Origin of the sequence: Methylobacterium phyllostachyos (assembly GCF_900103445.1) — a bacterium.
Taxonomy (GTDB): Bacteria; Pseudomonadota; Alphaproteobacteria; order Rhizobiales; family Beijerinckiaceae; genus Methylobacterium; species Methylobacterium phyllostachyos.
The window spans coordinates 295,823-318,492 of sequence record NZ_FNHS01000006.1 but is presented as its reverse complement, the minus strand read 5'-3'; the positions used below and the strand labels follow the sequence as shown (position 1 = coordinate 318,492).

Below are 22,670 nucleotides of genomic sequence, written 5' to 3'. Positions count from 1 at the left end.
GATGGCGATCGACCCGACCCTGCGCGACGCACTCTCTGCCGTGACACCGGCGAGCCTCGCCCGAGCCCTCACGCGGGCCGGCGTCAAGGCGTTCAGCCCGAGGGGCTTATCGGCCCGCAGCAGCAATAGCGCGATCGGCACCGCCTACACGCTGCGGATGATCCCGGCCCGCGACGATGCCGCTGGCGATCTCGCGGCCGCCATCGATGCCGTTCCTGAAGGCGCCGTCGTTGTGATCGATGCCGCCGCGACCGGTTTGGCGCTGCCGTTCGGAGCGATCCTGTCGGCCCGGCTCGCCCAACGGGGTGCTGCGGGCTTGGTCACCGACGCCGCCCTGACGGAAGAGATCGGCCTGCCGAACTGGAGCGCACCGCCGCGCGGGACCGGTGCGCTCGCCTTGGTCGGAACGCAGCAGCCTGTCGCCTGCGGCGGAGCCGCGATCCACCCGGGGGACATCGTGGTCTGCACGGAGGGTGGAATCGTCGCCCTGCCGGTCGGGATCGCCGAGCGGATCGCCCTGGAGGCTGTCGAGCAGCAGCGGCTCGATCTCTGGATCCAGCGCGAGGTCGAACGGGGTGAAAGCCTCGCGCACCTTCTCCCGCCGGATGCCGCCGCGATGGCGCGCTTTCAAACCGAAACGAAACCGGTGTGAACAGCGTGTTCTTCCCGCTGTCGAAGGCGATCTACTTCCTGATCACACCATCGAATGCGCTGATCTTCACCGCCCTGGCCGGGTTGCTCCTTCTCTCGGCGACGCGGCTCCGGCGTACCGGGATCGGTCTCGCCGCTCTCGGTACCATCGGGCTCGCGGTCGGCGGCTTGGCGCCCCTCTCGGAGGCGCTTCTGTTGCCGCTGGAGCAGCGTTTCCCCGCCTACCCGACGGACGGGGCGGCACCTGCCGGCATCATCGTGCTCGGCGGCGGCATCGAGGCCGGCCTGTCCGAGGCGCGGGCCCAGGTCGTGGTCAACGATGCCGGCGAGCGGCCGATCTATCTCGCCGACCTCGCGCGGCGCTTCCCCGCGGCACGGTTGGTCTTCTCGGGCGGCAGCGGCTTCATCGGCGGCGGCATCGCCGAAGCCGACATCGTCAGCCGGCAGGCGGACGCGATCGGCGTTCCGCGCACCCGCCTGATCCTCGAAAACCGCTCGCGCAACACCCATGAGAACGCAGACTTCTCGGCCGCCCTCGTCCTTCCGAAGCCAGGGGAGCGCTGGCTTCTGGTGACATCGGCTTGGCACATGCCCAGGGCCGTCGGTTGTTTCCGGCAGGCCGGATTCACGGTGGACGCCTTCCCGGTCGATTATCGCACGCGCGGCTGGGGCGACCTGACCCGCTTTAACGGCTTCGCGTCGGACGGCCTGCTGCAGCTCGATCTCGCCGTGAAGGAGTGGATCGGCCTCGTGGTGTATCGATGGGCAGGCTATACGCCCGACTGGTTCCCTGCGCCGGAGCCGACCGAGGGCAAGGCCAGCCGGTAGATACCGCGGAAGTCGTCGGGATCCACGGGCTTGCCCTTGCGCAGGATCGCGATGCGTCCCGCGTGGGCCAGGCGCACCGCGACTCGACGCACCGGCTGCATCAGCGGCCCCCAGCCATCGGGATGCGGGCCGCCCAGAGCCCGGGCGACCTCCGAAGGGCAGACCGTCTTCTGGGCGCCGCGCGCGGCGACGAGGCCGAGCATCGTCGCCTCGATCGCCGCATCGTCCGGTCTCGCGTCGGTCATATCCGTGCCTCTTCCAAGGAAGCCAGGAGCGGACCTTCGTGGGGGCCCTCCCCCGCGTCGAGCAACGCCATGCGAATCTCGGAGGCGAATTGCCGCCGCCACATGATGACCACAACCGCACTCGTCGAGGCGAACAGCACGTAGGGGCTGATGAACCAGCCCAGATAGGCCAGCGCGAAGAAGAAGGCCCGCTGCCCGCGGGCGAAATGCCGCCCGGCGCTGACATTCATGGCGGCGAGCCGGCGCACCGCCCGCAGCATCTCGGTCTCGCTCGCGCCTGAGCCCTTGGACGGCACCGCGCCGAGCAGGATAGCCGCATAGTTGAACAACCGATAGGCCCAGGCGAACTTGAAGAAGGCGTAGACGAAGACCAGCGCAAGCCCGGCTACCTTCAACTCCCAGGTCAGGCGGCTCGCCGGCATGCCGAACGGCAGGGTGGCGAACAGGTTCAGCACGTCGTCGCCAGAGCGCGACAGGGTGAGGACCGAGCCGAGCGCGATCAGGGAGGTCGATGCAAAGAACGCGGTGCCGTTCTGCAGGGACGCGTTGATCTGAGTGTCGACCACCCGGTTGTCGCGTCCGATCACCTGCCGCGCCCAGTTGGAGCGATGGCCGTTCATGATCTGGCTCAGCGAGACCATCCGGCCCCGCAGCCGCCCGACCGAGAGGCCGTACGCCACCCAGGCGACGATGAAATACAGGAGCGCTCCGAGATCGAGCGGCGAGAACGCGGCCCGGCCGGCGAGAAGGTCGGTCATGATCGTGGGATGGCGAAATCGCGGTGGGCTGCGTTCCTTATCAGCCCGAGCGCCATGGCAGAAGCCGCCGGAAGGAGCACGATAGCGCTGCGTATTGATATCTGGGACGGATCCCAGCTGTACCAGACGCGCCGAGGACGGCCGGGGCTCAGCTGCGCAGGATTTCGAACCCTGGCGAGGTGTGAGCCTCCGCGCCATCGTTGACCGCCATGTCTGTCACGCGCGCCCCGGGCGGACCTGACCGGCACAGCGTCAGCATCGCGTCCACCGCCTCGGGCGCTCCGCTGAAGCGCGCTTCGACCGAACCGTCGTCGCGGTTCCGTACGAAGCCTGCGAGGCCGAGCCTGCGGGCTTCGCCCTGTGTCCACACGCGGTAGGACACCCCCTGGACCCGCCCCTGGATGACGACGGAGACCGTCCGTATCGCGTGCATGCGGGCCCAGGTTTGCCTTGAGGGTCCGCGCCGGACGCGCGGACCCGGATTGCCTCACTCAGCGGCGATCGGGCGACGCACGCCCGAATCGACGGCTGCCAGGCGCGTCGCGCCGGTCCGAACGTGGGTCGAGTAGAGCATCAGGCCGGTGAAGGCGAGGCCGCCGACGATGTTGCCCAGCAGCGTCGGGATCTCATTCCACAGGAGGTAGTCCATGACGGTGAGGTGGCCGCCCATGAGGATCGCCGACGGGAACAGGAACATGTTCACCACCGAGTGCTCGAACGTCATGAAGAAGAACACTGTGATCGGCATCCACATGGCGATCACCTTGCCGGGCACCGAGGTCGACAGCATCGCGCCGATCACGCCCGTGGAAACCATCCAGTTGCACATCATGGCGCGGACGAAGAGCGTCAGCATGCCGGAGGCCCCGTACTTCTCGTAGCCGAGCGTCCGCGCCTCGCCGATGCCGGCGATCAGCTTGCCGACGGCGTTCGGCTCGGTGGCGAAGCCGAAGGTGAAGACGATCGACATCATCACCGCGGTCGTGAGCGCGCCCGCGAAATTGCCGAAGAAGACCAATGCCCAGTTGCGCGCGATGCCGGCCACCGTGACGCCGGGGCGCTTGTCGATGAGCGCGAGCGGCGTGAGCACGCAGACGCCGGTGAACAGGTCGTAGCCCAGCAGGTAAAGCATGGAGAAGCCGACTGGGAACAGAAGCGCGCCGACAAGCGGCTGGCCGGTGGTCTGGTTGATGGTGACCGCGAAAGCGGCGGCGAGCGCCAGGATCGCGCCGGCCATATAGGCCCGGATAAAGGTGTCTTTGGTGGCCATGAAGACCTTCGACTCACCTGCGTCGACGGCCTTCTTCACGAAATCGGCGGGCGCCAGATACGACATGCGGTACTCTCCCTCGCGGACGCACGCCAATCGCCGTTGACCGGCCGACGTCCAACGCAATCACGGATAGCTGGCCGGGCACGGTCAGCCCCTTCGACCGCCAGCTCAATCGTGGGCAAGCATATCGCGTACCAGTTGCGAAGCGATCAGGCCGGAAGGCCGCGCGACCAGCTGCCGAGCTCTCGGAGGTAGCGCGGCGGCAGCTGGGCTGCTTGCGCCGCAGCGACAACCGCGTCGAGGTAGCCGGGTCTCGGGCGGCCTGGAGCGGTGGAGCAGCCAAGATAGATCAGGGCGCGCCGGATGCCGTCCGGACACCTGACGGGCAGTGCGGCCTTCGTGTACAGACCGCCCGCCACCCCCTCGTAGCGGTCGAGGGCCGGGATGTCGGCGCTGGCGAGTTCCCACACCACGCCCCAGACGGTGCGCGCGGGATCGCGCACCACCGAGGCGTAACCCTCGCGCATGATGATGAAGCGATAGCCCGGCAGGCGACCGCTACCGATCAGCCGCGAGACCGGGCAGCGCAGAGCCATCGCGGCGGCATCCATGTTGGCGCCGTAGGCGAAGTAGAGGGGCATGCCGTGACGTTTGGCGTTGCTTACTCGCCCGCCGGGGGATCAAGGCGCCGCGCCGCGCGCTCGTTCGCACGCACAGCAGCATAGGCAATCACCAATGTGAGCGCCGGGATGCCGAATGTAACGAAGAGCCAATCGTAATTCACGGCTTCATGCTCCGGAGGGCACGCCTTGCCGCATAATGTAGTGCGCATCCCGTGCACAGCCAAACGACGGTGAAGACCGCATTCTCGATCCGCATCGCCGGTGCGCTCGCGACACCGAAGCTTGCCGCCGTCATCGGGGTGACGAAGCCGATGACAACGTAGGCGACGGCAACATTATTCAGTGCTGTCGCCAGCAGCTTCGTCTGCTCGTTGTGAACCGCACTCACGACGACGGCGAATCGGCTCAGGCGAATTCCAGGATCACCGCGTCGACCGCGAGGCTCTCGCCTTCCTTCGCGTGGATCTTACCCACGGTCGCGTCCCGCTCGGCGCGGAGCACGTTCTCCATCTTCATCGCTTCGACGACCGCGATCGGCTCGCCATTCTTCACCTCCTGGCCCTCGGTCACCAAGATCTGCTTCACCAAGCCCGGCATCGGGCAGAGCACCTGCTTGCCCGAGCCCGCCTGCTCCTTGACCGGCATCAGCGCGGCGAGCTCGGCCTCGCGGCGCGTGTAGACCCGGGCCTCGGCCGCCGCACCGGCATGCTGCAGGAACACACCGTTGAGCAGGCTGCGCACCTGGATCGCCACCCGCTCGGAGCCGATCGTGCCGATCCAGACCGGCTCGCCCGGGCGCCACGCGCTCGCCACCGTCAGGGATTTGCCGTCATCCTGGGTGACCAGCAGATCCTCGCCCTCCGGTACCACCGTGACCGGATAGGACTGACCGGCCAGGATCACGACGCGGTCCCGCTCGAAGGCGAACAGCCCCGGCGCGCGCATCTGCCCGGAGATGCCGCGCTTGCGCTGGTTGAGCTTGTGGTCGATGGCTGCCGCGGCGGCCATCATGCGGTGCGCGACATCGCCCGCGGGTGCCGGCGCGGTAAAGCCCTCCGGAAACTCCTCGGCGATGAAGCCCGTTGAAAGGCGGCCCTCCTGCCAGCGCGGATGCGCCATCAGGGCTGACAGGAACGGGATGTTGTGGCGGATGCCGTCGATCGCGAAGGCGTCGAGCGCCTCGGCCTGCGCGGCGATGGCCTCGGCGCGGCTCGGCGCCCAGGTCACCAGCTTGGCGATCATCGGATCGTAGTGGATGGCGATCTCGCCGCCCTCCTCCACGCCGGTATCGTTGCGCACGATCGCCTTGCCCTGCTGGCCCTCCTCCGGCGGCCGGTAGGTGGTCAGCCGGCCGATCGAGGGCAGGAAGTTGCGGGTCGGATCCTCGGCGTAGACGCGGCTCTCCACGGCCCAGCCGTTCAGCTTCACGTCGTCCTGGGTGATCGGCAGCTTCTCGCCGGCCGCCACGCGGATCATCAGCTCGACGAGGTCGAGGCCGGTGATCATCTCGGACACCGGATGCTCGACCTGGAGCCGGGTGTTCATCTCCAGGAAGTAGAAGGACTTGTCCTGCCCGGCCACGAACTCGACCGTGCCGGCCGAATCATAGTTCACCGCCTTGGCGAGCGCGACCGCCTGCTCGCCCATCTTGCGGCGGGTCTTCTTGTCGAGGAGTGGTGACGGCGCCTCCTCGATCACCTTCTGGTTTCGGCGCTGTATCGAGCACTCGCGCTCGCCGAGGTAGACGACGTTGCCGTGCTTGTCGCCGATCAGCTGGATCTCGATGTGGCGCGGATCGGTGATGAACTTCTCGATGAAGACGCGGTCGTCGCCGAAGGAGGAGGCCGCCTCCGATTTGGCACGGGCAAAACCCTCCGCCACCTCGTCGGCCGAGTGGGCGATGCGCATGCCCTTGCCGCCGCCGCCCGCGGACGCCTTGATCATCACCGGATAGCCGATCTCGTCGGCGATCTGCTTGGCCTGGTCGGGCGATTCGATCACGCCGAGGAAGCCTGGGACGGTGGAGACCTCGGCGGCGGCCGCCGCCTTCTTCGACTCGATCTTGTCGCCCATGGCGGCGATGGCGGCCGGGTTCGGCCCGATGAACACGATGCCGGCGGCTTCGAGCGCCTTCGGGAAGGCCTCGCGCTCGGAGAGGAAGCCGTAGCCGGGATGGACCGCCTGGGCGCCGGTCTGCTTGCAGGCCTCGACGATCTTGTCGATGACCAGATAGGATTCTGCCGCTGCAGCGGGACCGATATGGACGGCCTCGTCCGCCATGGCGACGTGCACGGCGTCGCGGTCGGCATCCGAGTAGACCGCTACGGTCCTGATGCCCATCTTCCGGGCGGTCTTGATGACCCGGCAGGCGATCTCGCCCCGGTTGGCGATCAGGATCTTGTCGAACATCGCTGGCGCACTGCTTCCGAGATCGCCGGACTGCGCACCGGCTTGACTGTCCCGATAGATCAGTTGCGCGACAGACGGAAGCTGCGCCTTTGTCGGAGGCTCAGGCCGCCAGTGCAAAGCTCATGCGCGCGGGCTGGACGGCGTCGCGGATCCGGCGGTTTGCTTCGAGGGCGAAGGCCATCAGCGATTCGGCGCTGCCCTGAGCTTCCCGGACGATCTCCATGGCGATCCGCGCACCGACCGGGCTCGGACCATCCCGGCCGCTGAGCGAAGCGGCGAGCCAGGCGGCCACGTCACGGTCGATGTACCCGGTCGGCCGGGTGCCCCACACGGCGAAATCGACGACCAAGGCCACGAGGAAGTCGGCGAAGGCGTCAGAGCCGATGACCGCGCGCTCCAGGGCGATCAGCAGGTCGGCCTCCTCGCGGGTCATCAGGCCTTCGGGGAGAACCTCGCGCTTGAGGACGAGCAGGTCCTCGTCGCTGATCGTGCCGGTCGAAACGGCATGGTTGCAGAACTGTTGAACGGAAATCATGGTCATGGTCGCCTGCCTCCCCGACCTTTGCTGCGGTCGGCGCTAGTCCCTGTGTGTCTTCAACTTACGGGACGGCTTCCCTGCCAGAAGTTAATGGCCAGATCTGAACGGAAGTTCAGGTAAACACCCCCCAAGCAAGCAGGCTTATTGGGACGTTGACCGGTTGCGTTACCGAACGATGACCGTCGCGCCCACAGGCACGCGATTGTAGAGGTCGACCACGTCGATGTTGCGCATGCGGATGCAGCCCGACGAGACCGCCTGCCCGATCTTCTCCGGCTCGTTGGTACCGTGAATCCGGTAGAGCGTGTCCTTGCCGTGATCCGACAGGTAGAGGGCGCGGGCGCCCAGCGGGTTCATCGGGCCGCCCTGCATGGCGTGGACATGCGGCCAGCGCTTGATCATCTCGGCCGGTGGATTCCAGGCCGGCCATTCCGCCTTGCGGTCGACGGTCGCCTGACCGGTCCAGCCGTAGGCCTCGTCGCCCACCGAGACGCCGTAGCGGAGCGCCTTTCCGCCATGCTGGACGAGGTAGAGCTGACGCTCCTTCGTCTCGACCACGATGGTGCCGGGTGGCTCATGGGTCGGATCGCTGATCTCGTACCGGGCGAAGTGCGGATCGAACTCTGCATCCGGCACGAGCGCCATGAATTCCGCGTCGCGCGCGGAAAGGGCCGGGTCGGGCACGCCCTTGAAGGTGCAGCCCGCCAGGAGACCGGCACAGACGATGATCGGGACGATGCGCATGCGGCCGGGCTCGACGTTCGATCCCGCACCGAAGACCGTTCGGTGACTGGGAAAATCTGAAGACAATCGAACCAAGCCTAATCGTGGCGGGCACGCGGCCGTAGTCCGCGCGTTGCGACCGTGGCACATTGCCGGCTCCTGTTGCAGGCGCGCGACAGGATCGGACCCGGGAGCGACCGTCGTGACCACACTGTACGTGAGCCATCCCGCCAGCTTCGATCACGTCGTGCCCGAGGGCCATCCGGAGCGGCCGGCCCGGATGCGGGCGGTCGAGCGCGCCCTTGAGGATGAACGCTTTGCTGGCCTCGTGCGGGCCTCGGCGCCCCGTGCGGATCTGGAGATGGCGGCCCTCGCCCATCCCCGCAGCTACGTCGACGCGCTGGTCGCGGCGGTACCGGAAGAGGGCATGGTCGGGATCGATTCCGACACGGTCCTGTCCGCCGGCAGCCTGGAGGCGACGCTGCGCGCGATCGGCGGCGCAACGCACGCCGTCGACGCCGTCGTTGCGGGCGAGTGCCGCAACGCCTTCGTGGCCATGCGGCCGCCCGGCCATCACGCGGAGCGGACCCGGTCCATGGGGTTCTGCCTGTTCAACCACGCGGCCATCGCGGCCCGCTACGCCCAGACGAAGCACGGCGCCGGGCGTGTGGCGCTCGTCGATTGGGACGTCCACCACGGCAACGGCAGCCAGGACATCTTCTGGGATGATGGCTCCGTCCTGTACTGCTCGACGCATCAGATGCCGCTCTTTCCCGGCTCCGGCGCGGCCTCGGAGCGGGGCGACAAGGACACAATCGTCAACGTGCCGCTGCAGCCGAACGACGATGGTGAAGTGTTTCGCGAGGCGTTCGAGACCGGCATCCTGTCGCGCCTGGAAATGTTTCGGCCGGATGTGATCGTGATCTCGGCCGGGTTCGACGCCCATCGCCTCGATCCGCTGGCGAATCTCCGGCTCGAAGCCGAGGATTTCGCCTGGGCGACGCGCCGGCTGATGGAGCTGGCGGAACGTTGCGCGGGCGGGCGCATCGTCTCGGTGCTCGAAGGCGGCTACAGCCTCGAAGGTCTCGCCAAGTCGACCGCCGCGCATGTCGACGCGCTGATGGGGCGGTAAGCACGAGCGACGGTTGCGAGGGCGCCGGATCCCGCCGTAGCCTCGGGCTTTCGGGGGAATCAGGATCATGTCAGCGCTGAGCCGCTTCATGTCGCCGGCCGCCAACCGTCGGCCAGGATCTGCGCGATGACGATGGCCGGTTTCCTGGCCTACGCGTTGGCGCTGGGCGTCGCGGCCGCAATCCCGGGCCCGGGGGTCGTGGCTCTCGTCGCCCGGGCGCTGGCTTCGGGTTTCTGGGCCGGAATGGCGTTCGCCGCGGGCCTGATGCTGGGCGATCTGACCTTCCTGGCGGCCGCCGTGTTCGGGCTGACCCGCGTGGCTGAGGCGCTCGGCGACGTGTTCGTTGTGGTCCGGATCGGCGCCGGCCTGTATCTTGGCTATCTGGCGATCCATCTCTGGCGCGCCGCGGCCCGAGCGCAGCCCGTGGCAAGCCGCAGTGCCGACCGCCCCCTCGCGAGCTTCCTCGCCGGTCTCACTGTCACGCTCGCCAACCCGAAGACGATCGTCTTCTACCTCGCGGTGCTGCCGACCCTCCTGGATCTGCGGGCCGTCAGCTTGAGCGACTTCGCCGTGCTCGTCGCCGTTACGGCCCTCGTCCTGGTTGCGGTGATGACACCGTATGCTGCCCTGGCGTCGCGGGCGCGGCATGCGTTGCAAACGGCCGCGTTCCACCGGCGGCTCAATCGCAGCGCCGCCGCCATCATGGCGGGCGCCGCGATCTGGACGGTCGCGCGCCGCGCCTGACGGGCCGCTTACGCCTCCAGCGGCTCGTCGCCCAGGTGCTCGATGCCGAAGCCCGACAGGCCGACATAGGCGCGCGACGAGGTCGCGAGATTGCGGAACGAGACCACACCAAGGTCCCGCAGGATCTGCGCCCCGAGGCCGACCTCGCGCCACTGGCGGGCGCGCAGGGCCTCCGTGCCCTCGTCGGTGACGCTCTTCACCGGGACGCCCGCTGTCCCGTCGCGGAGATAGACCAGCACCCCGCGCCCGGCCGCCGCGAAGCGCTTCAGCACCGCGTCGATCTGCTTGCCGCCGCCGATCACGTCGGCCGCGACGTTGGAGCGGTGGAGGCGCACCAGCACGTCGCGTCCGTCGCCGATCTCCCCCATCACGAAGGCGAATTGCTGGATCGTCTCGAAGGGCGTCGAGAAGACGTAGGCATTCAAGTCGCCATGGTTCGACCGGACGGGGAAATGCCCGACCCGCTCTACCAGCCGGTCCCGAGCCTGCCGGTATGCGATGAGATCGGCCACCGAGACCTGCTTGAGCTTGTGCTTCTCGGCGAAAGCCTCGATCTGCGGCCCCTTCATCACCGTGCCGTCGTCGTTGGCGAGCTCGCAGATCACGCCGACGGGGGGCAGTTCCGCCAAGCGGCAGAGGTCGACTGCGGCCTCGGTGTGACCCGAGCGCATGAGCACGCCGCCATCCCGGGCGATCAGGGGGAAGACGTGTCCGGGGCGCACGAAGTCGCCCGCGCCCATGTTGCCGTTGGCCAGCGCCCGGACCGTATTGCAGCGCTGCTCGGCCGAGATTCCTGTGGTCAGCCCGTGCTTCACATCAACCGTCACGGTGAAGGCGGTGCCGAGCGGCGCATCATTCGAGGCGACCATCGGCGCGAGGTGCAGCCGCCGCGCCTCGCTCTGCGTGATCGGCGCGCAGACGATGCCGCAGGTGTTGCGGATGATGAACGCCATCTTCTCCGGCGTGCAGAGCGAGGCCGCGACGACGAGGTCGCCCTCGTTCTCGCGGTCGTCATCGTCGGTGACGACGACGATCTCGCCCTTGGCGAAGGCCGCGATGGCCTCAGTAACGGTGCAGTGTGGCACGGGCATTCTCGAGACGTTGGAATCGCAACCGGGATCAGGCCTGCTGCCCGACCTGTCCGCGATGGCGCAGGGTGTGATCGGCGAGCACGCACGCCATCATGGCCTCCGCCACCGGCACGGCGCGGATACCGACGCAGGGATCGTGGCGGCCCTTGGTGACGAGGTCCACCTCGGTGCCGTCGCGGGTGACGGAGCGCCGCGGGGTCAGGATCGAGGAGGTCGGCTTCACGGCGAAGCGCACCACCACGGGCTCGCCGCTGGAGATGCCGCCGAGGATACCACCCGCGTGATTGGCCAGGAAGCGGGGGCGCCCATCGTTGCCGGCGCGCATCTCGTCGGCGTTGTCCTCGCCGCGCAGGGCCGCCGCCGCAAAGCCGTCGCCGATCTCGACGCCCTTCACGGCGTTGATCGACATCATGGCGGCGGCGAGATCCGCGTCGAGCTTGCCGTAGATCGGCGCGCCGAGGCCCGGCGGGACGCCCTCGGCCACCACCTCGATGATGGCGCCCACCGACGAACCGTCCTTCCGGATCGCGTCGAGGTAGCTCTCGTAGAACGTCGCCGTCTCGGCATCGGGACAGAAGAACGGGTTGCGCTCCACTTCCGCCCAGTCCCAGCGGGACCGGTCGATGGCGTGCGGGCCCATCTGCACCAGGGCCGCCCGGATAGTGATCCCGGGGATGACCTTGCGGGCCACGGCGCCGGCGGCCACGCGCGCGGCGGTCTCGCGCGCGGAGGAGCGGCCACCGCCGCGATAGTCGCGGATGCCGTACTTGGCATCGTAGGTGTAGTCGGCGTGGCCGGGCCGGTAGCTGTCGCGGATCTCGGAATAGTCCTTCGAGCGCTGATCCGTGTTCTCGATCATCAGCGCGATCGGCGTGCCGGTGGTGAACTGGCGCCCATCGGTGCGGTCGTCCGCGAAGACGCCGGACAGGATCTTCACCTGATCGGGCTCGCGGCGCTGCGTGGTGAAGCGCGACTGGCCGGGCTTGCGCCGGTCGAGCTCCGCCTGGATCTCCTCCGCCTCCAGCGGCAGGCCGGGCGGGCAGCCATCGACCACGCAGCCCAGCGCGACCCCGTGGCTCTCGCCGAAGGTCGTGACGCGGAACAGGTGGCCGAAGGTGTTGTGCGACATGGCCCGGCTGCCTTAGCGCGGGAGCGGCGGGGGCACAAACCGGCGGCCCGATTCCTTCACGCTTCTGGTTGAGCCCGAACCGCGGGATCGATTTGCACGCGCTTCGGCAGCCTCTCAGCGCCCATCCGCCCAACGCGCGTAACGGAGAGCGCCCAAACCCAGGACGAGGGCGGCTACCGGCACGCTGAGCAGAGCGATGACGTCGAGGAGGCTCATCCTTGCAACTCCCTCAGATAGCGCCATGCTGGGTAATGTAGGGTGCCGCTTGTGATCCAGCAAATTACCGACAATCCGACGATGAGCGGCACCGGAAGGCCCGGTGGGCCGGATGTGTAGAGCACTGCAAAGATCGGCGCCAAACCGCCTACCGTGAAGATCGATCCCGCAATTGCGTTGACGTACGTCGCGCTGCGCATCGCTAACCGCCGGGCCCCGGCATGGACCGACCTTCCTCAGTAAGGCCACCCCGCGCCTTCAGCGCCCGGTAGGCCGTGACAGCCACCGCAAGATCGGCCCGCAGCCGCCGCTCATCGCCGAGCGCGTCGCGATCGTAGGTGAGCCCCAGGATATGCGCCGCCTCGTAGCCCTCCGGCAGCTCGCCCGCCGTGCCGAGGCTGATGGTGTCATTTGGCAGCCGGTCGGCGAAATCGGTGAGGCGTGCCCGGAGCATGGCCCCGCTCGTCCGGAGATGATCGCCCGCGCCGGCTCCGTGCTCGCGGATGGCCGCCACCGTCCCCTGTGCCAGCGACAGGTGTACCGCCTCGCGGTGCGTCGGGAAGAGGTAGACGAGGTAGTAGCCTCGGGTCGCGCTGGTGGTAATCGCAGGATCGAAGATCGCAATCCACGGCACGGCGGCCCACTTGGCTCCGCGCCCCGGGCTGCCCTTCACGAGGAAAGGCCCGTCGATCGATGCCAGCGCGCCGCGCAGCTCACCCGGCGCGCCCTTCCGGATCACCGCGGCGAGCGGGTGCCCGGCCGGCGGATCGAGCCGGGCGAGCGGGTATTCCTCGATGATCCGCTGAAGCGCGTAGCCGAGGCTCACGGCCGCGCCAGAACCCCGCCGGTCATGGGCTCGCGAACCCCGGTCGTCGACGGGAACGTAATGGGCAGCCCCTTGAGGGAGCGTACCGCGAGGTAGGCGAAGGCCTGCGCCTCCAGATAAGCCGAGGACCAGCCGATCGCGTCGGCCGTCGTGATCTCGGCGCGCAGATGGTAGTTCAGCAGCCGCACCAACTCGCCGTTGCGGGCACCGCCGCCGGCCACGATCCAGCGCGTCGGGATCTCGGGGGCGTGGTCCAGGGCGCGGGCCACGGCGCGCGCCGTGAAGGTGGTGAGCGTCGCGGCGCCGTCCTCCGTCGAGAGCTGCCCCGCCAACTTGTGCGAGAACCAGTTCCGATCAAGCGATTTCGGCGGCTTTCGGAAGAAGAACGGGTGCGTCAGCAGCCACGCGAGCAGCTGCTCGTCCGGCCGGCCCCGGGCGGCGGTGCGGCCGCCATCGTCGAGGTTCTTGCCCTCGCGCTCCTGCATCCATTCATCGATCAGGGCGTTGCCGGGGCCGGTGTCGAAGGCGATCACGCCGCCCTTCGAGTCGATCAAAGTCGCGTTGGCGACCCCGCCGATATTGAGGATGCCGAACGGCCCGTCGAAGCCCGACGCTTCGGCGAGCGCCTTGTGGAACACCGGCACCAGCGGCGCCCCCTGCCCGCCCGCCTCGATATCGGCCCGGCGCAAGTCCGAAACGACCGGAATGCCGAGCCGCGTTGCCAACGCCTGTCCGTCGCCGATCTGGATCGAGAGGCGCTGGTTTGGCCGATGGATCACGGTCTGCCCGTGGAAGCCGATGACGTCGATCTCGGCGGCATTCAGGCCGTTTTCTTCCAGAAAGCGTTCCACCGCTTCGGCATGGGCCTGCGTGACGAAGGCCTCCGCCTCCGGCAGGCGGCCGGGCCGATCGCCGGGATGAAGCACGGACTCCGCATCCTTCGTGGCCGCACGCAGCAGCGCCTTCTCGTCGTCCGCGTAGCCGCGATATCCGGTCGGCCCCAGCGGCTCCAGGAAATTGTTGTGGCCCTTGACCACGTGCACCCGCTCACCGTCGGTCTCGATCAGCGCGATGTCGACGCCGTCCAGCGAGGTGCCGCTCATCAGCCCGATCGCGCGCATCATCGCCATGCCGTTCCGCCCCGTGCCTTTCGGCCAACGCCCTGCTAAGAGCGCGCCGTATCCTGAACCCAGCGCGAGCTAGCATGCGGGCCATCGGCCTGTCGCGCCAGCACGCGACCCGAGATTGTATCCATGACCGCCGAGAGCTTTGCGCCGAAATCGGATTTTCTCCGGATCCTGACCGAGCGCGGCTATATCCACCAGACCTCCGACCTCGCCGGGATCGACGCGGCGGCCCTCGAAGGCCGGCTGACCACCTATGTCGGCTACGATTGCACGGCGCCCTCGCTGCATGTCGGGCATCTGCTCTCGATCATGATGCTGCACTGGCTGCAGGCCACCGGTGCCAAGCCGATCGCGCTGATGGGCGGCGGCACCACGCGGGTCGGCGACCCGTCCGGGCGCGACGAGACGCGCAAGATCCTCACCGTCGAGCAGATCGACGCCAACAAGGCCGAGATCCGCAAGACCTTCGACCGGTTCCTGCGCTTCGGCGAGGGCACGAACGACGCCGTGATGGTCGACAACGCCGAGTGGCTGACCAAGCTCAACTACATCGAGATGCTGCGCGATGTAGGCCGCCATTTCTCGGTGAACCGCATGCTGTCGATGGACAGCGTGCGCCTGCGCCTGGAACGCGACCAGGAACTCTCGTTCCTGGAGTTCAACTACATGATCCTCCAGTCCTACGACTTCGTCGAGCTGAACCGGCGCTACGGCTGCGTGATGCAGATGGGCGGGTCGGACCAGTGGGGCAACATCGTCAACGGCATCGATCTCGGCCGCCGCATGGGCACGCCGCAGCTCTACGCCCTGACCTGCCCGCTCCTGACCACCTCGTCGGGCGCCAAGATGGGCAAGACCGCCGCGGGCGCCGTCTGGCTCAACCCGGACATGCTGAAGCCCTACGATTACTGGCAGTTCTGGCGGAACACCGAGGATGCGGACGTGGCCCGCTTCCTCAAGCTGTTCACCCTGCTACCGATGGACGAGATCGCCCGGTTGGCGGCACTGGCTGGGGCTGAGATCAATACCGCCAAGACGGTGTTGGCCACGGAGGCGACAGCCCTGATGCACGGCCGCGAGGCCGCAGAGGCGGCGGCCGAGACGGCGCGCAAGACCTTCGTGGAGGGGACGCTCGCGGCCGACCTGCCGAGCGTCACCGTTCCGGCAGCGACGTTGGAAGCAGGGCTTGGCGTGTTGACGGCCTTTGGGCCGGATATCGCCAAGCTGGTTCCCTCGACCAGCGAAGCGCGGCGCCAGATCAAGGGCGGCGGCCTGCGCGTCAACGATGTGCCGGTGACGGACGAGAAGGCCGTGCTCGGCCAAGGCGACCTGACGACGGAGGGCGTCATCAAGCTCTCCTTCGGCAAGAAAAAGCACGTGTTGCTGCGCGTGGCCTGACAGCCGCTGCTCGGCTGGTGCCGTCGCATCAGGCAGACCGGAGGCTCACGTACGCGTGAGCCTCCCCGTTCCGATCCGGCTCGGCCGGCCTTGCAGCGTCGGTGCGAACGACCTCACCGCACCGGGTCTCGCTGACCGCCCGCGACTGATGCTCACGCGTTAGGCATCCAGCCCCTCGTCGATCCGCCGCGCCGCACGCAGCTTTTCGACCCGGGCTACCGAGAATACGGACGCCTCATAAAGAAGCAGCATCGGCAGTGCCAACGAGAGCTGCGAGATCACGTCGGGCGGGGTCAGCACCGCGGCGGCCACGAAGACCAGCACGATCGCGTAGCGCCGCTTCTCCCGCAGGAAGGCCGCGTCGATGATCCCGATCTGGCCGAGCAGCGTGAGGATCACCGGAAGCTGAAACGCGATGCCGAAGGCGAAGATCAGCGTCATGATGAGCGACAGGTACTCATCCACCTTAGGCATCAGCTTGATGGTCGGCTCTCCGGCAACCCCCACCTGCTGGAGCGAAACCGAGAACTTGATCAGCAGCGGCATCGCCAGGAAGAACACCACCAGCGCCCCGAGCAGGAAGAAGATCGGCGTTGCCACGAGGTACGGCAGGAACGCCTTGCGCTCATTGCGGTAGAGGCCGGGCGCCACGAAGGCGTAGATCTGCGTCGCGATCACCGGGAAGGCCAGGAACGCCGCACCGAACACGCTGAGCTTGATGTTGGTGAAGACCTGTTCAAGAAAATGCGTCGCGATCAGCTCGGCATTCTCCGCCCCCACCACCGAAGTGTAGGGGTAGACCAGCACGTTGTAGATGTCGCGAGAGAAGAAGAAGCAGGCAAAGAACATCGCCACGAAGGCGATGAGCGATTTGATCAACCGCGCCCGGAGTTCGATCAGATGCTCGAGCAGCGGTGCCCGGGAGGCTTCGATCTCGGCCTCATCGGCGTCGGTGTTCATTGGACAGCGGCGCCGTTCTTCGTATCGACCAAGCCGTCGTGCTGGACAGGTGGTTCAGGCGGCGGGCCGAACGGATCGTCCACGGAGCCCGGCACCGGGAGCGGCACTTCCGCTGCGGCCGGCGGCGTAGGTGCCTCAGGCGCGGGGATCGGGGGCAGAGCCTCCTGCTCGGCCTTCAGCTGCGCCGTCGCGTCGGCGAGGGAACGGGTCTCCCCAGCGGATGCCGGCGGGCCCAGCTTCTCGGGCCCAACCTTACTCCGACCTTCAACAGCACCCTTCAGCTCGTCGCGGATCGTCTGGACCGGGTTGAAGGTTGATCCGGCACTGCGCACGGTGTTGCGAATGCCATCGACCTCACGCCGAACATCATCGAGTTCGGCCTCGCGGATCGCTTCGTTGAACTGCATCTGAAACTCGCCCGCCATGCGGCGCAGCTTCGACGTGATCTGTCCGACGGTGCGCAGCGCCTTCGGCAGATCCTTCGGTCCGATGACGATGAGGGCGACGCCGCCGATCAGCATCACCTCGCCCCAACTCATGTCCAGCATGTCGTCGACGGTCCTGCTGCCCTTGGGAACCGGACCGAAACCCCGGCCCCGTCAGGCTCTACACCAGCGCACGCGCCATGACAGTCCCCAGGACTGTCGGCTCAGACCGGCTTGCGCTCACCGCCGGGGATGTGGCTCGCCGGGATGGCGGTGCCGGGGCTGGTCTCAGCAGCGTGGGGAATGGTGCGGACGGGCTCGCTCGGGGGCGCCACGGTCTGGCTCACCGGAGGCGTCTCGTCCTCGGCCATGCCCTTCTTGAAGGCTTTGATGCCCTTGGCGACGTCACCCATCAGATCGGAGACCTTGCCACGCCCGAAGAGCAGCATGACGATGACGGCGACGATAACCCAGTGCCAGATACTCATGCTGCCCATGGCAACCTCCTGCGTGCGCCCCGAGGAAGCGGGAGCGGGACGCCACGTCCGGTTGAGGAATTCGGGGCGAACCTAGGGATCGCGCAGCCCGAACACAAGCATGGGCGGTGCCAGGGGCGGTGGAAGGCCGCGGATCAGGCCGCCGCGAGGGCCGCCGCGAACCGCGCCCGCGCTTCCGGAACGTCCAGGTCGTCGCCGGCACGATCAAGCCGCGCCAGGGCGGCGGCGGCCCGCTCCGCGGCTCGTCCCGCGAGGGTCGGTGCGGCTTCGGCTACGGCCGCCATCTCGTCCATCGCGCCGTTGCAGTGAAGCCCGATATCGATGCCTGCAGCGAAGGCGCGCTCTGCCCGCTCGCGGAAGGAGCCGCTCAGCGCCTGCATCGACAGGTCGTCAGTCATCAGCAGCCCGTCGAATCCGATTGCGCCACGGATCACCTCCCGGATGACCGTGGCTGATTGCGTCGCCGGACGCTCGGGGTCGAGCGCGGTGAAGACCACGTGGGCGCTCATCGCCATCGGCAGGTCGGCGAGCGCTTGGAAGGGGCGGAAATCCTGCGCGGCCAGCGCCTCGCGGCTTGCCTCGACCACCGGCAGGTCGTGATGGCTGTCGCAGGCGGCGCGGCCATGCCCTGGAATGTGCTTCATCACCGGCAGGACCCCGCCGGCCATAAGCCCCTCGGCGACCGCCCGGCCGATCCCGGCGACCGAGACTGGATTGGTCGCGTAGGCCCGATCTCCGATGATGTCGTGGGAGCCCGGGGCCGGGACATCAAGGACCGGAGCGCAATCGACGTTGATGCCGACATCCGCGAGGTCGTGCGCCATCAGGCGCGCGCCGAGCCGCGCGATCGTCTCCGCGCTGCCGTTCAGGCGCCCGTATCGACCCCCCGGCGGATAGGCCGGCCAGTGTGGCGGTCCCATCCGCTGAACTCGGCCGCCCTCCTGGTCAATCAGGATCGGCGCCGTCCCCGAGTTGAGACAGTCGCGCAGCGCGCCGGTCAACGCACGCACCTCGTCGGGTGTACCGATGTTGCGCTTGAACAGGATGAAGCCCCAGGGCCGCACGTCGCGGAAGAAGGCAGCCTCCTCAGCAGAAAGCGACTTGCCGGCGCAGCCGAGGATCAGGGCACGGGAGGTCATCGGGACGTCTCGGGACTACTCGGGGGATGCGCGGGACGGCATGCTCGGGCGGGCCGAATCGATGCGTGCAAAGTCGGGCGGGAACGGGGAGCCGGCAAGACGAATCGGCGGCACGGGCAGAGCCCGTAGTGCACGGGGCGTCCGGTGTTGCTGCGGGGACTCGAAACCCGGAGGTTTTGCGCCCCTCCGGAAGAACCACGTCGGCGCGACGATGGGCCGATGATCAGTCGTGCCCGTCCTCATTCGCCCCGTCTGCGCACTCGGCAGACGGGTCACTCCGTCAGTTCTTCGCGACGAAGCACTGACCGCCGGCGCTCTGCAGAGCGCTGCAGAGGCTCGAAGCCTCGGCCTTCTCCAGCGGTCCAACCCGCACGCGGAAGATGGTCTTGCCGTTGACCTCCGCCTGCCGGATCAGCTCGGGCTTGCCAGCGAGCTGGTTGAACTTGCCCTGCATCTGATGCAGCGCGGCCCGGGCCTCCGCGGCCGAGCCGCGCACGCCGAGCTGAACCGCGAAGCCGCCGACGGGACCGTTGCGGAGGGCCGCGTCGTCGGACGTCGTCGTGCTGGCGGTCGTGTCGGGGATCGACACCGCGCCCGCGGTGGCGACGCGCTGGGCGGCTTTCGGCGGCGGCTTCACGGCCACGGGCTTCGGCGGCGGCGCCTCGACCGGTGTCGGAGCCGGCGGAGCTTCCACGGGCGCGGGCATCGCCGGCGGCAGGCTCGCGGCGGCCTGACGGGTCGCCTTCGCCTTCGGGGTGGGCGGCGGCGCAGCTGGCTCGTCCCCCGGGAGCACCATTGTCGGGATGGGGGACGGGCCCGCATCGGCCTGCGTTTCGCGCGCCGGAGGCGCGGGTGGCGTCTCGGGCTTCACCGCGACGGTCCGAACGCGCCGGGGCTCGCCAAACGCCTCGAACGGGCTGTTGCCCGGTGTCGTGCCGGCCTGGCTGGTGCCGGGGGCTGCAGGACCCTGCGCCGCACGCGCCGCCTCGGCCACGTCGACGGGCTGCTCCTCACGGTTCACGATCTTGATCTGGCCGTCCCTCTTGCCCTTCGGGTCGTAGATCTGCCGATTCTGATCGGGGATCTCGACCCCGTCGGCGACCTTTGGCGCCACCTTGAGGGGCGTGGGATCGGCCTGCACCACCGGGACGCCACCTGGGCCGGAGCTGTGCATCCCCTTGTAGGTCAGGGCCCCCGTCACGGCCACCGCGACCACGGCGATGCCGGCACCAACCGAGACCAGACGCCGCCGCGGATTCACACGCTTGAGCGGGCGATCGTCGCCGTACCCGCCCTCGGCGCCGTCCTGGACCGCGTCAGCTGTGTGCGCGTAGGGGGCGTCCTGGTGCGTATCCTGCTCGACCGAGGCGAGGTACTGATCGAAGGCGTCGGCCGGTGTGGCCTTGACCGGCTCGGGGGCGAAACTCGGCTCGACCCGGCCGTTCCAGCCGGCCTGCGGCTGCACCGGCATCGCGGCGCGCATCTGGTCACGGGCTGCCAGGAGGGCGCGGAACGGGTCGTCCTGCCCGACGATCCGGGCGAGCTCCGCAAGCGGATCGGCCTTGGCCGGCCCGCGCGTGGTGTCGTGGTCGAGATCGCGCGCGAGGGCGTCCAAATCGACCTGAGCGCGCGAAGCGTTCGTCATGGCAGCATCCTCACATCAGCGCCGGTCATCGGCCTGGGGGCCTATCGCATCTCGTCCGGCGCGGTCACACCAAGCACCGCGAGGCCCGCGGCGAGCGTGCTCCGAAGAGCTTCGGCAAGCGCCAGCCGGGCCCAGGTCGACTTTCGGTCAGCTGCATTAACAAATCGTAATTGCGGCAAGTCTTTGCCCTTGTTCCAGAAACTATGGAGTGCCGAGGCGATTTCGTAGAGGTGAAAGGCAATCCGGTGCGGCTCATGGGCGGCGGCAGCCGATTCGATGACCCGCGGGTACTGGGCGATGAGACGCATCATCTCGGTTTCGCCGGGATCCGTGAGCAGGTCGAAATCGGCTTCTGCCAGCAGAGCGGACGCGGAGAGATCCGCGTCGGGAAACGCTTCCCGGGCCTGCCGCTGAACCGAGCGCACCCGGGCATGCGCGTACTGCACGTAGAAGACCGGGTTGTCCTTCGATTGCTCGACCACTTTGGCGAGGTCGAAATCCAGCGTCGCGTCGTTCTTGCGGTAGAGCATCATGAAGCGGATTGCGTCTCGCCCGACCTCATCGATGACGTCGCGCAGGGTCACGAACTCACCCGCCCGCTTGGACATCTTAATCGGCTCGCCTGCGCGCAACAGCCGCACGAGCTGGCAGAGCTTGACGTCGAGCGTCGCCTTGCCGTCGCTGACGGCCTTCACGGCCGCCTGCATGCGCTTGACGTAGCCGCCATGGTCGGCACCGAGCACGTCGATGAGCTCGGTGGCACCCGCGAGGTACTTGGCTCTGTGGTAGGCGATGTCGGAGGCGAAGTAGGTGTACGACCCATCGGACTTCAGCAACGGCCGGTCGCTGTCGTCGCCGAACTCCTTGGTCCGGAACAGCGTCTGCTCGCGATCCTCCCAATCCTCGGGGAGCTGACCCTTGGGCGGTGGCAGCCGCCCCTCGTAGACCAGCCCGCGCTCGCGTAATTCCTGAAGGAGTGCCTTGACGGCACCGCTCTGCTGGAGCGTCCGCTCCGAGAAGAACACATCGTGCCGGATGCCGATCGCTTCGAGGTCGGCCCGGATCATGTCCATCATCATGCCAAGGGCGATCTCGCGCACCACCGGCAGCCACTCAGCCTCAGGCTGGTCGAGGAGAGCGCGGCCATGGCTCCGCGCCAATTCGGCGCCTACGGGCTTGAGGTAATCGCCCGGATACAGGCCCTCGCCGATAGCGAAGGGCTCGCCCAAGGCCTCGCGGTAGCGCTGGAAGGCGGAGCGCGCCAGTACGTCAACCTGCGCCCCGGCATCGTTGATGTAGTACTCCCGCGTCACCTTCCGGCCGGCGGCGACCAAGAGATTGCAAAGGGCATCGCCGAAAACGGCGCCCCGCCCATGACCGACATGCATCGGCCCGGTCGGGTTGGCCGAGACGTACTCGACATTGATCGGCCCACCCGGCATCTGCGCCCGTCCGAACGCCTCCGGCGCCGATAGGGCACTGCGCAGGACGCTCTGAAAAATCTCGGGCGCGAGGCGCAGATTGATGAAGCCCGGCCCCGCAACGCTTACCTCGACCACGCGCGGATCGCTCCGCAGTTCGGCCGCAAGCGCCTCGCCGAGGACCTTCGGGTTCGTCCGCGCCTCCTTCGCGAGAACCAGGGCGGCATTGGTCGCGAGGTCGCCGTGCGTCGAATCGCGCGGCGGCTCGACGACCACGCGCCCGAGATCGAGGCCCTCGGGCAGCTGTCCGGCGCGCGTGAGCGCCTCCAGGGCCTCGCGCACGCGGGCCTCGAACAGGGCGAATATATTCATCGGTCTCGGTCTCGCTTGCGGAGGTGGTATCGCCCGACCCGTCCGGCCTGCGTCCGCAACGGCCGTCTAGCAAGGGGGCGGAAGGCTGTCACGGCACCGAAGGGCGGCTCGGTTCGGCAGCAGTTCGCGGCCGGTTGCCGGCGGGGCCGCACGATGTTCCGGGCGCCGAGGACCAACTCGGCTGGACTTGGTCGTTCTCCCAGCGAGCAACGGCTGCCATCGCTGCGGTCTGTGAAAACGCCAGATCCCGGAAAGTTTGATCAAGATCCTGCCGATTGCGCGCTGCAGGCTTTGACCCTCCTCCGGTTGCACCAGACGCTGTAGTGCGCGGATTGAGGCGCTGAGGCTACCGTCATCCGGCCGGCTACGGGTATAGCTGGGGCCTGCCGACAGGGGTGGCCGCAGCCGCCTCCGCGCATGGCTTTAGGCCTTCGTCAGGGTCAGCTCTTTCCAGGCGGTCGGCACGGAATTCGACGGGATGCCCGCTCTGCAAAACCCGG

Annotated in this window: 24 protein-coding genes; 5 read left to right on the top strand and 19 right to left on the bottom strand. The window is 68.1% G+C overall.

Features of this window, described 5'->3' with window-relative positions:
• The first annotated feature begins 1 nt into the window (after position 1).
• A complete protein-coding gene (locus tag BLQ49_RS12150) occupies positions 2–652 on the top strand; it encodes an RraA family protein (RefSeq protein WP_091716132.1) in 651 nt (216 codons plus the stop codon).
• Positions 653–657: 5 nt separating this feature from the next.
• Positions 658–1,479, top strand: a complete 822-nt coding sequence (locus tag BLQ49_RS12145; protein WP_091716215.1) for a YdcF family protein — start codon at positions 658–660, stop codon at positions 1,477–1,479.
• Here the strand turns inward: BLQ49_RS12145 and BLQ49_RS12140 are convergent.
• The 9 genes from BLQ49_RS12140 to BLQ49_RS12100 form a co-directional block, all read right to left on the bottom strand.
• Positions 1,422–1,724 carry a DUF3253 domain-containing protein gene (locus BLQ49_RS12140; protein WP_091716130.1) on the bottom strand — a complete coding sequence of 101 codons (303 nt, stop codon included), beginning with the start codon at positions 1,722–1,724 and terminating at the stop codon, positions 1,422–1,424. The two genes, BLQ49_RS12145 and BLQ49_RS12140, sit on opposite strands and share 58 nt — an antisense overlap.
• The gene (locus BLQ49_RS12135) at positions 1,721–2,482 is read right to left on the bottom strand and encodes a DUF599 domain-containing protein (protein WP_091716129.1); all 762 of its coding nucleotides are present in this window, start codon (positions 2,480–2,482) and stop codon (positions 1,721–1,723) included. The genes BLQ49_RS12140 and BLQ49_RS12135 overlap by 4 nt, the downstream gene beginning before the upstream one ends.
• A gap of 148 nt (positions 2,483–2,630) precedes the next feature.
• Entirely contained in the window at positions 2,631–2,915 is a 285-nt protein-coding gene (locus BLQ49_RS12130) for an acylphosphatase (RefSeq protein ID WP_091716127.1), read from the bottom strand.
• A gap of 54 nt (positions 2,916–2,969) precedes the next feature.
• Positions 2,970–3,818, bottom strand: coding sequence for a formate/nitrite transporter family protein (locus tag BLQ49_RS12125; protein WP_091716126.1), 849 nt, complete (start codon positions 3,816–3,818; stop codon positions 2,970–2,972).
• A 146-nt stretch (positions 3,819–3,964) separates the two neighbouring features.
• On the bottom strand, positions 3,965–4,396 hold the full coding sequence (locus BLQ49_RS12120; protein ID WP_091716124.1) for a gamma-glutamylcyclotransferase family protein: 432 nt from the start codon (positions 4,394–4,396) through the stop codon (positions 3,965–3,967).
• Positions 4,397–4,535: 139 nt separating this feature from the next.
• Positions 4,536–4,766, bottom strand: coding sequence for a hypothetical protein (locus tag BLQ49_RS12115; RefSeq protein WP_091716122.1), 231 nt, complete (start codon positions 4,764–4,766; stop codon positions 4,536–4,538).
• A 17-nt stretch (positions 4,767–4,783) separates the two neighbouring features.
• Positions 4,784–6,787 carry an acetyl-CoA carboxylase biotin carboxylase subunit gene (locus BLQ49_RS12110; RefSeq protein ID WP_091716120.1) on the bottom strand — a complete coding sequence of 668 codons (2,004 nt, stop codon included), beginning with the start codon at positions 6,785–6,787 and terminating at the stop codon, positions 4,784–4,786.
• A 100-nt stretch (positions 6,788–6,887) separates the two neighbouring features.
• Complete coding sequence (locus BLQ49_RS12105; RefSeq protein ID WP_091716119.1) at positions 6,888–7,328, bottom strand: hypothetical protein; 441 nt, start codon at positions 7,326–7,328, stop codon at positions 6,888–6,890.
• Positions 7,329–7,490: 162 nt separating this feature from the next.
• Positions 7,491–8,069, bottom strand: a complete 579-nt coding sequence (locus tag BLQ49_RS12100; protein ID WP_091716117.1) for a L,D-transpeptidase — start codon at positions 8,067–8,069, stop codon at positions 7,491–7,493.
• Between the two features lie 181 nt (positions 8,070–8,250).
• Between BLQ49_RS12100 and BLQ49_RS12095 the strand changes: the two genes are divergently transcribed.
• Together BLQ49_RS12095 and BLQ49_RS12090 are read left to right on the top strand one after the other, a co-directional pair.
• Entirely contained in the window at positions 8,251–9,180 is a 930-nt protein-coding gene (locus tag BLQ49_RS12095; RefSeq protein WP_091716115.1) for a histone deacetylase family protein, read from the top strand.
• Between the two features lie 126 nt (positions 9,181–9,306).
• Entirely contained in the window at positions 9,307–9,924 is a 618-nt protein-coding gene (locus BLQ49_RS12090) for a LysE family translocator (RefSeq protein ID WP_091716114.1), read from the top strand.
• Between the two features lie 8 nt (positions 9,925–9,932).
• Here BLQ49_RS12090 and ribB read toward each other — a convergent pair whose 3' ends face one another.
• The 4 genes from ribB to BLQ49_RS12070 all read right to left on the bottom strand — a co-directional run bounded on the left by ribB (position 9,933) and on the right by BLQ49_RS12070 (position 14,316).
• Entirely contained in the window at positions 9,933–11,009 is a 1,077-nt protein-coding gene (ribB, locus tag BLQ49_RS12085) for a 3,4-dihydroxy-2-butanone-4-phosphate synthase (RefSeq protein ID WP_091716213.1), read from the bottom strand.
• Positions 11,010–11,043: 34 nt separating this feature from the next.
• Positions 11,044–12,144 (bottom strand): chorismate synthase, encoded by a 1,101-nt coding sequence (gene aroC / locus BLQ49_RS12080; RefSeq protein WP_091716112.1) that lies wholly within the window; start codon positions 12,142–12,144, stop codon positions 11,044–11,046.
• Between the two features lie 418 nt (positions 12,145–12,562).
• A complete protein-coding gene (locus BLQ49_RS12075) occupies positions 12,563–13,186 on the bottom strand; it encodes a DUF3578 domain-containing protein (protein ID WP_091716110.1) in 624 nt (207 codons plus the stop codon).
• Positions 13,183–14,316, bottom strand: coding sequence for an anhydro-N-acetylmuramic acid kinase (locus BLQ49_RS12070; protein WP_091716108.1), 1,134 nt, complete (start codon positions 14,314–14,316; stop codon positions 13,183–13,185). The genes BLQ49_RS12075 and BLQ49_RS12070 overlap by 4 nt, the downstream gene beginning before the upstream one ends.
• Positions 14,317–14,439: 123 nt before the next feature.
• Between BLQ49_RS12070 and tyrS the strand changes: the two genes are divergently transcribed.
• The gene (gene tyrS, locus BLQ49_RS12065; protein ID WP_091716107.1) at positions 14,440–15,711 is read left to right on the top strand and encodes a tyrosine--tRNA ligase; all 1,272 of its coding nucleotides are present in this window, start codon (positions 14,440–14,442) and stop codon (positions 15,709–15,711) included.
• Positions 15,712–15,870: 159 nt separating this feature from the next.
• Here tyrS and tatC read toward each other — a convergent pair whose 3' ends face one another.
• The 6 genes from tatC to argS all read right to left on the bottom strand — a co-directional run bounded on the left by tatC (position 15,871) and on the right by argS (position 22,170).
• Entirely contained in the window at positions 15,871–16,671 is an 801-nt protein-coding gene (gene tatC, locus BLQ49_RS12060; protein ID WP_091716105.1) for a twin-arginine translocase subunit TatC, read from the bottom strand.
• Entirely contained in the window at positions 16,668–17,219 is a 552-nt protein-coding gene (gene tatB / locus BLQ49_RS12055) for a Sec-independent protein translocase protein TatB (protein WP_091716103.1), read from the bottom strand. The genes tatC and tatB overlap by 4 nt, the downstream gene beginning before the upstream one ends.
• 101 nt (positions 17,220–17,320) lie before the next feature.
• Positions 17,321–17,593: a twin-arginine translocase TatA/TatE family subunit gene (locus BLQ49_RS12050; protein ID WP_091716102.1), complete on the bottom strand. Its 273-nt coding sequence runs from the start codon at positions 17,591–17,593 to the stop codon at positions 17,321–17,323.
• A gap of 134 nt (positions 17,594–17,727) precedes the next feature.
• Positions 17,728–18,732, bottom strand: coding sequence for a beta-N-acetylhexosaminidase (gene nagZ, locus BLQ49_RS12045; RefSeq protein ID WP_091716100.1), 1,005 nt, complete (start codon positions 18,730–18,732; stop codon positions 17,728–17,730).
• 280 nt (positions 18,733–19,012) lie between these two features.
• Positions 19,013–20,377 (bottom strand): SPOR domain-containing protein, encoded by a 1,365-nt coding sequence (locus tag BLQ49_RS12040; protein WP_091716099.1) that lies wholly within the window; start codon positions 20,375–20,377, stop codon positions 19,013–19,015.
• A gap of 41 nt (positions 20,378–20,418) precedes the next feature.
• Entirely contained in the window at positions 20,419–22,170 is a 1,752-nt protein-coding gene (gene argS, locus BLQ49_RS12035) for an arginine--tRNA ligase (RefSeq protein ID WP_091716097.1), read from the bottom strand.
• Between the last annotated feature and the right edge of the window lie 500 nt (positions 22,171–22,670).

Excerpts from the sequence above, each read along its gene's own strand:
- BLQ49_RS12050 (WP_091716102.1), bottom strand. The coding sequence starts at position 17,593 with ATGGGCAGCATGAGTATCTGGCACTGGGTTATCGTCGCCGTCATCGTC.
- BLQ49_RS12105 (WP_091716119.1), bottom strand. The coding sequence starts at position 7,328 with ATGACCATGATTTCCGTTCAACAGTTCTGCAACCATGCCGTTTCGACC.
- nagZ (WP_091716100.1), bottom strand. The coding sequence starts at position 18,732 with ATGACCTCCCGTGCCCTGATCCTCGGCTGCGCCGGCAAGTCGCTTTCT.
- aroC (WP_091716112.1), bottom strand. The coding sequence starts at position 12,144 with ATGTCGCACAACACCTTCGGCCACCTGTTCCGCGTCACGACCTTCGGC.
- BLQ49_RS12120 (WP_091716124.1), bottom strand. The coding sequence starts at position 4,396 with ATGCCCCTCTACTTCGCCTACGGCGCCAACATGGATGCCGCCGCGATG.
- BLQ49_RS12130 (WP_091716127.1), bottom strand. The coding sequence starts at position 2,915 with ATGCACGCGATACGGACGGTCTCCGTCGTCATCCAGGGGCGGGTCCAG.
- BLQ49_RS12150 (WP_091716132.1), top strand. The coding sequence starts at position 2 with ATGGCGATCGACCCGACCCTGCGCGACGCACTCTCTGCCGTGACACCG.
- BLQ49_RS12040 (WP_091716099.1), bottom strand. The coding sequence starts at position 20,377 with ATGACGAACGCTTCGCGCGCTCAGGTCGATTTGGACGCCCTCGCGCGC.
- tatC (WP_091716105.1), bottom strand. The coding sequence starts at position 16,671 with ATGAACACCGACGCCGATGAGGCCGAGATCGAAGCCTCCCGGGCACCG.
- tyrS (WP_091716107.1), top strand. The coding sequence starts at position 14,440 with ATGACCGCCGAGAGCTTTGCGCCGAAATCGGATTTTCTCCGGATCCTG.
- BLQ49_RS12135 (WP_091716129.1), bottom strand. The coding sequence starts at position 2,482 with ATGACCGACCTTCTCGCCGGCCGGGCCGCGTTCTCGCCGCTCGATCTC.
- BLQ49_RS12110 (WP_091716120.1), bottom strand. The coding sequence starts at position 6,787 with ATGTTCGACAAGATCCTGATCGCCAACCGGGGCGAGATCGCCTGCCGG.
- BLQ49_RS12140 (WP_091716130.1), bottom strand. The coding sequence starts at position 1,724 with ATGACCGACGCGAGACCGGACGATGCGGCGATCGAGGCGACGATGCTC.
- tatB (WP_091716103.1), bottom strand. The coding sequence starts at position 17,219 with ATGCTGGACATGAGTTGGGGCGAGGTGATGCTGATCGGCGGCGTCGCC.
- BLQ49_RS12100 (WP_091716117.1), bottom strand. The coding sequence starts at position 8,069 with ATGCGCATCGTCCCGATCATCGTCTGTGCCGGTCTCCTGGCGGGCTGC.
- BLQ49_RS12090 (WP_091716114.1), top strand. The coding sequence starts at position 9,307 with ATGACGATGGCCGGTTTCCTGGCCTACGCGTTGGCGCTGGGCGTCGCG.
- argS (WP_091716097.1), bottom strand. The coding sequence starts at position 22,170 with ATGAATATATTCGCCCTGTTCGAGGCCCGCGTGCGCGAGGCCCTGGAG.
- BLQ49_RS12125 (WP_091716126.1), bottom strand. The coding sequence starts at position 3,818 with ATGTCGTATCTGGCGCCCGCCGATTTCGTGAAGAAGGCCGTCGACGCA.
- BLQ49_RS12070 (WP_091716108.1), bottom strand. The coding sequence starts at position 14,316 with ATGGCGATGATGCGCGCGATCGGGCTGATGAGCGGCACCTCGCTGGAC.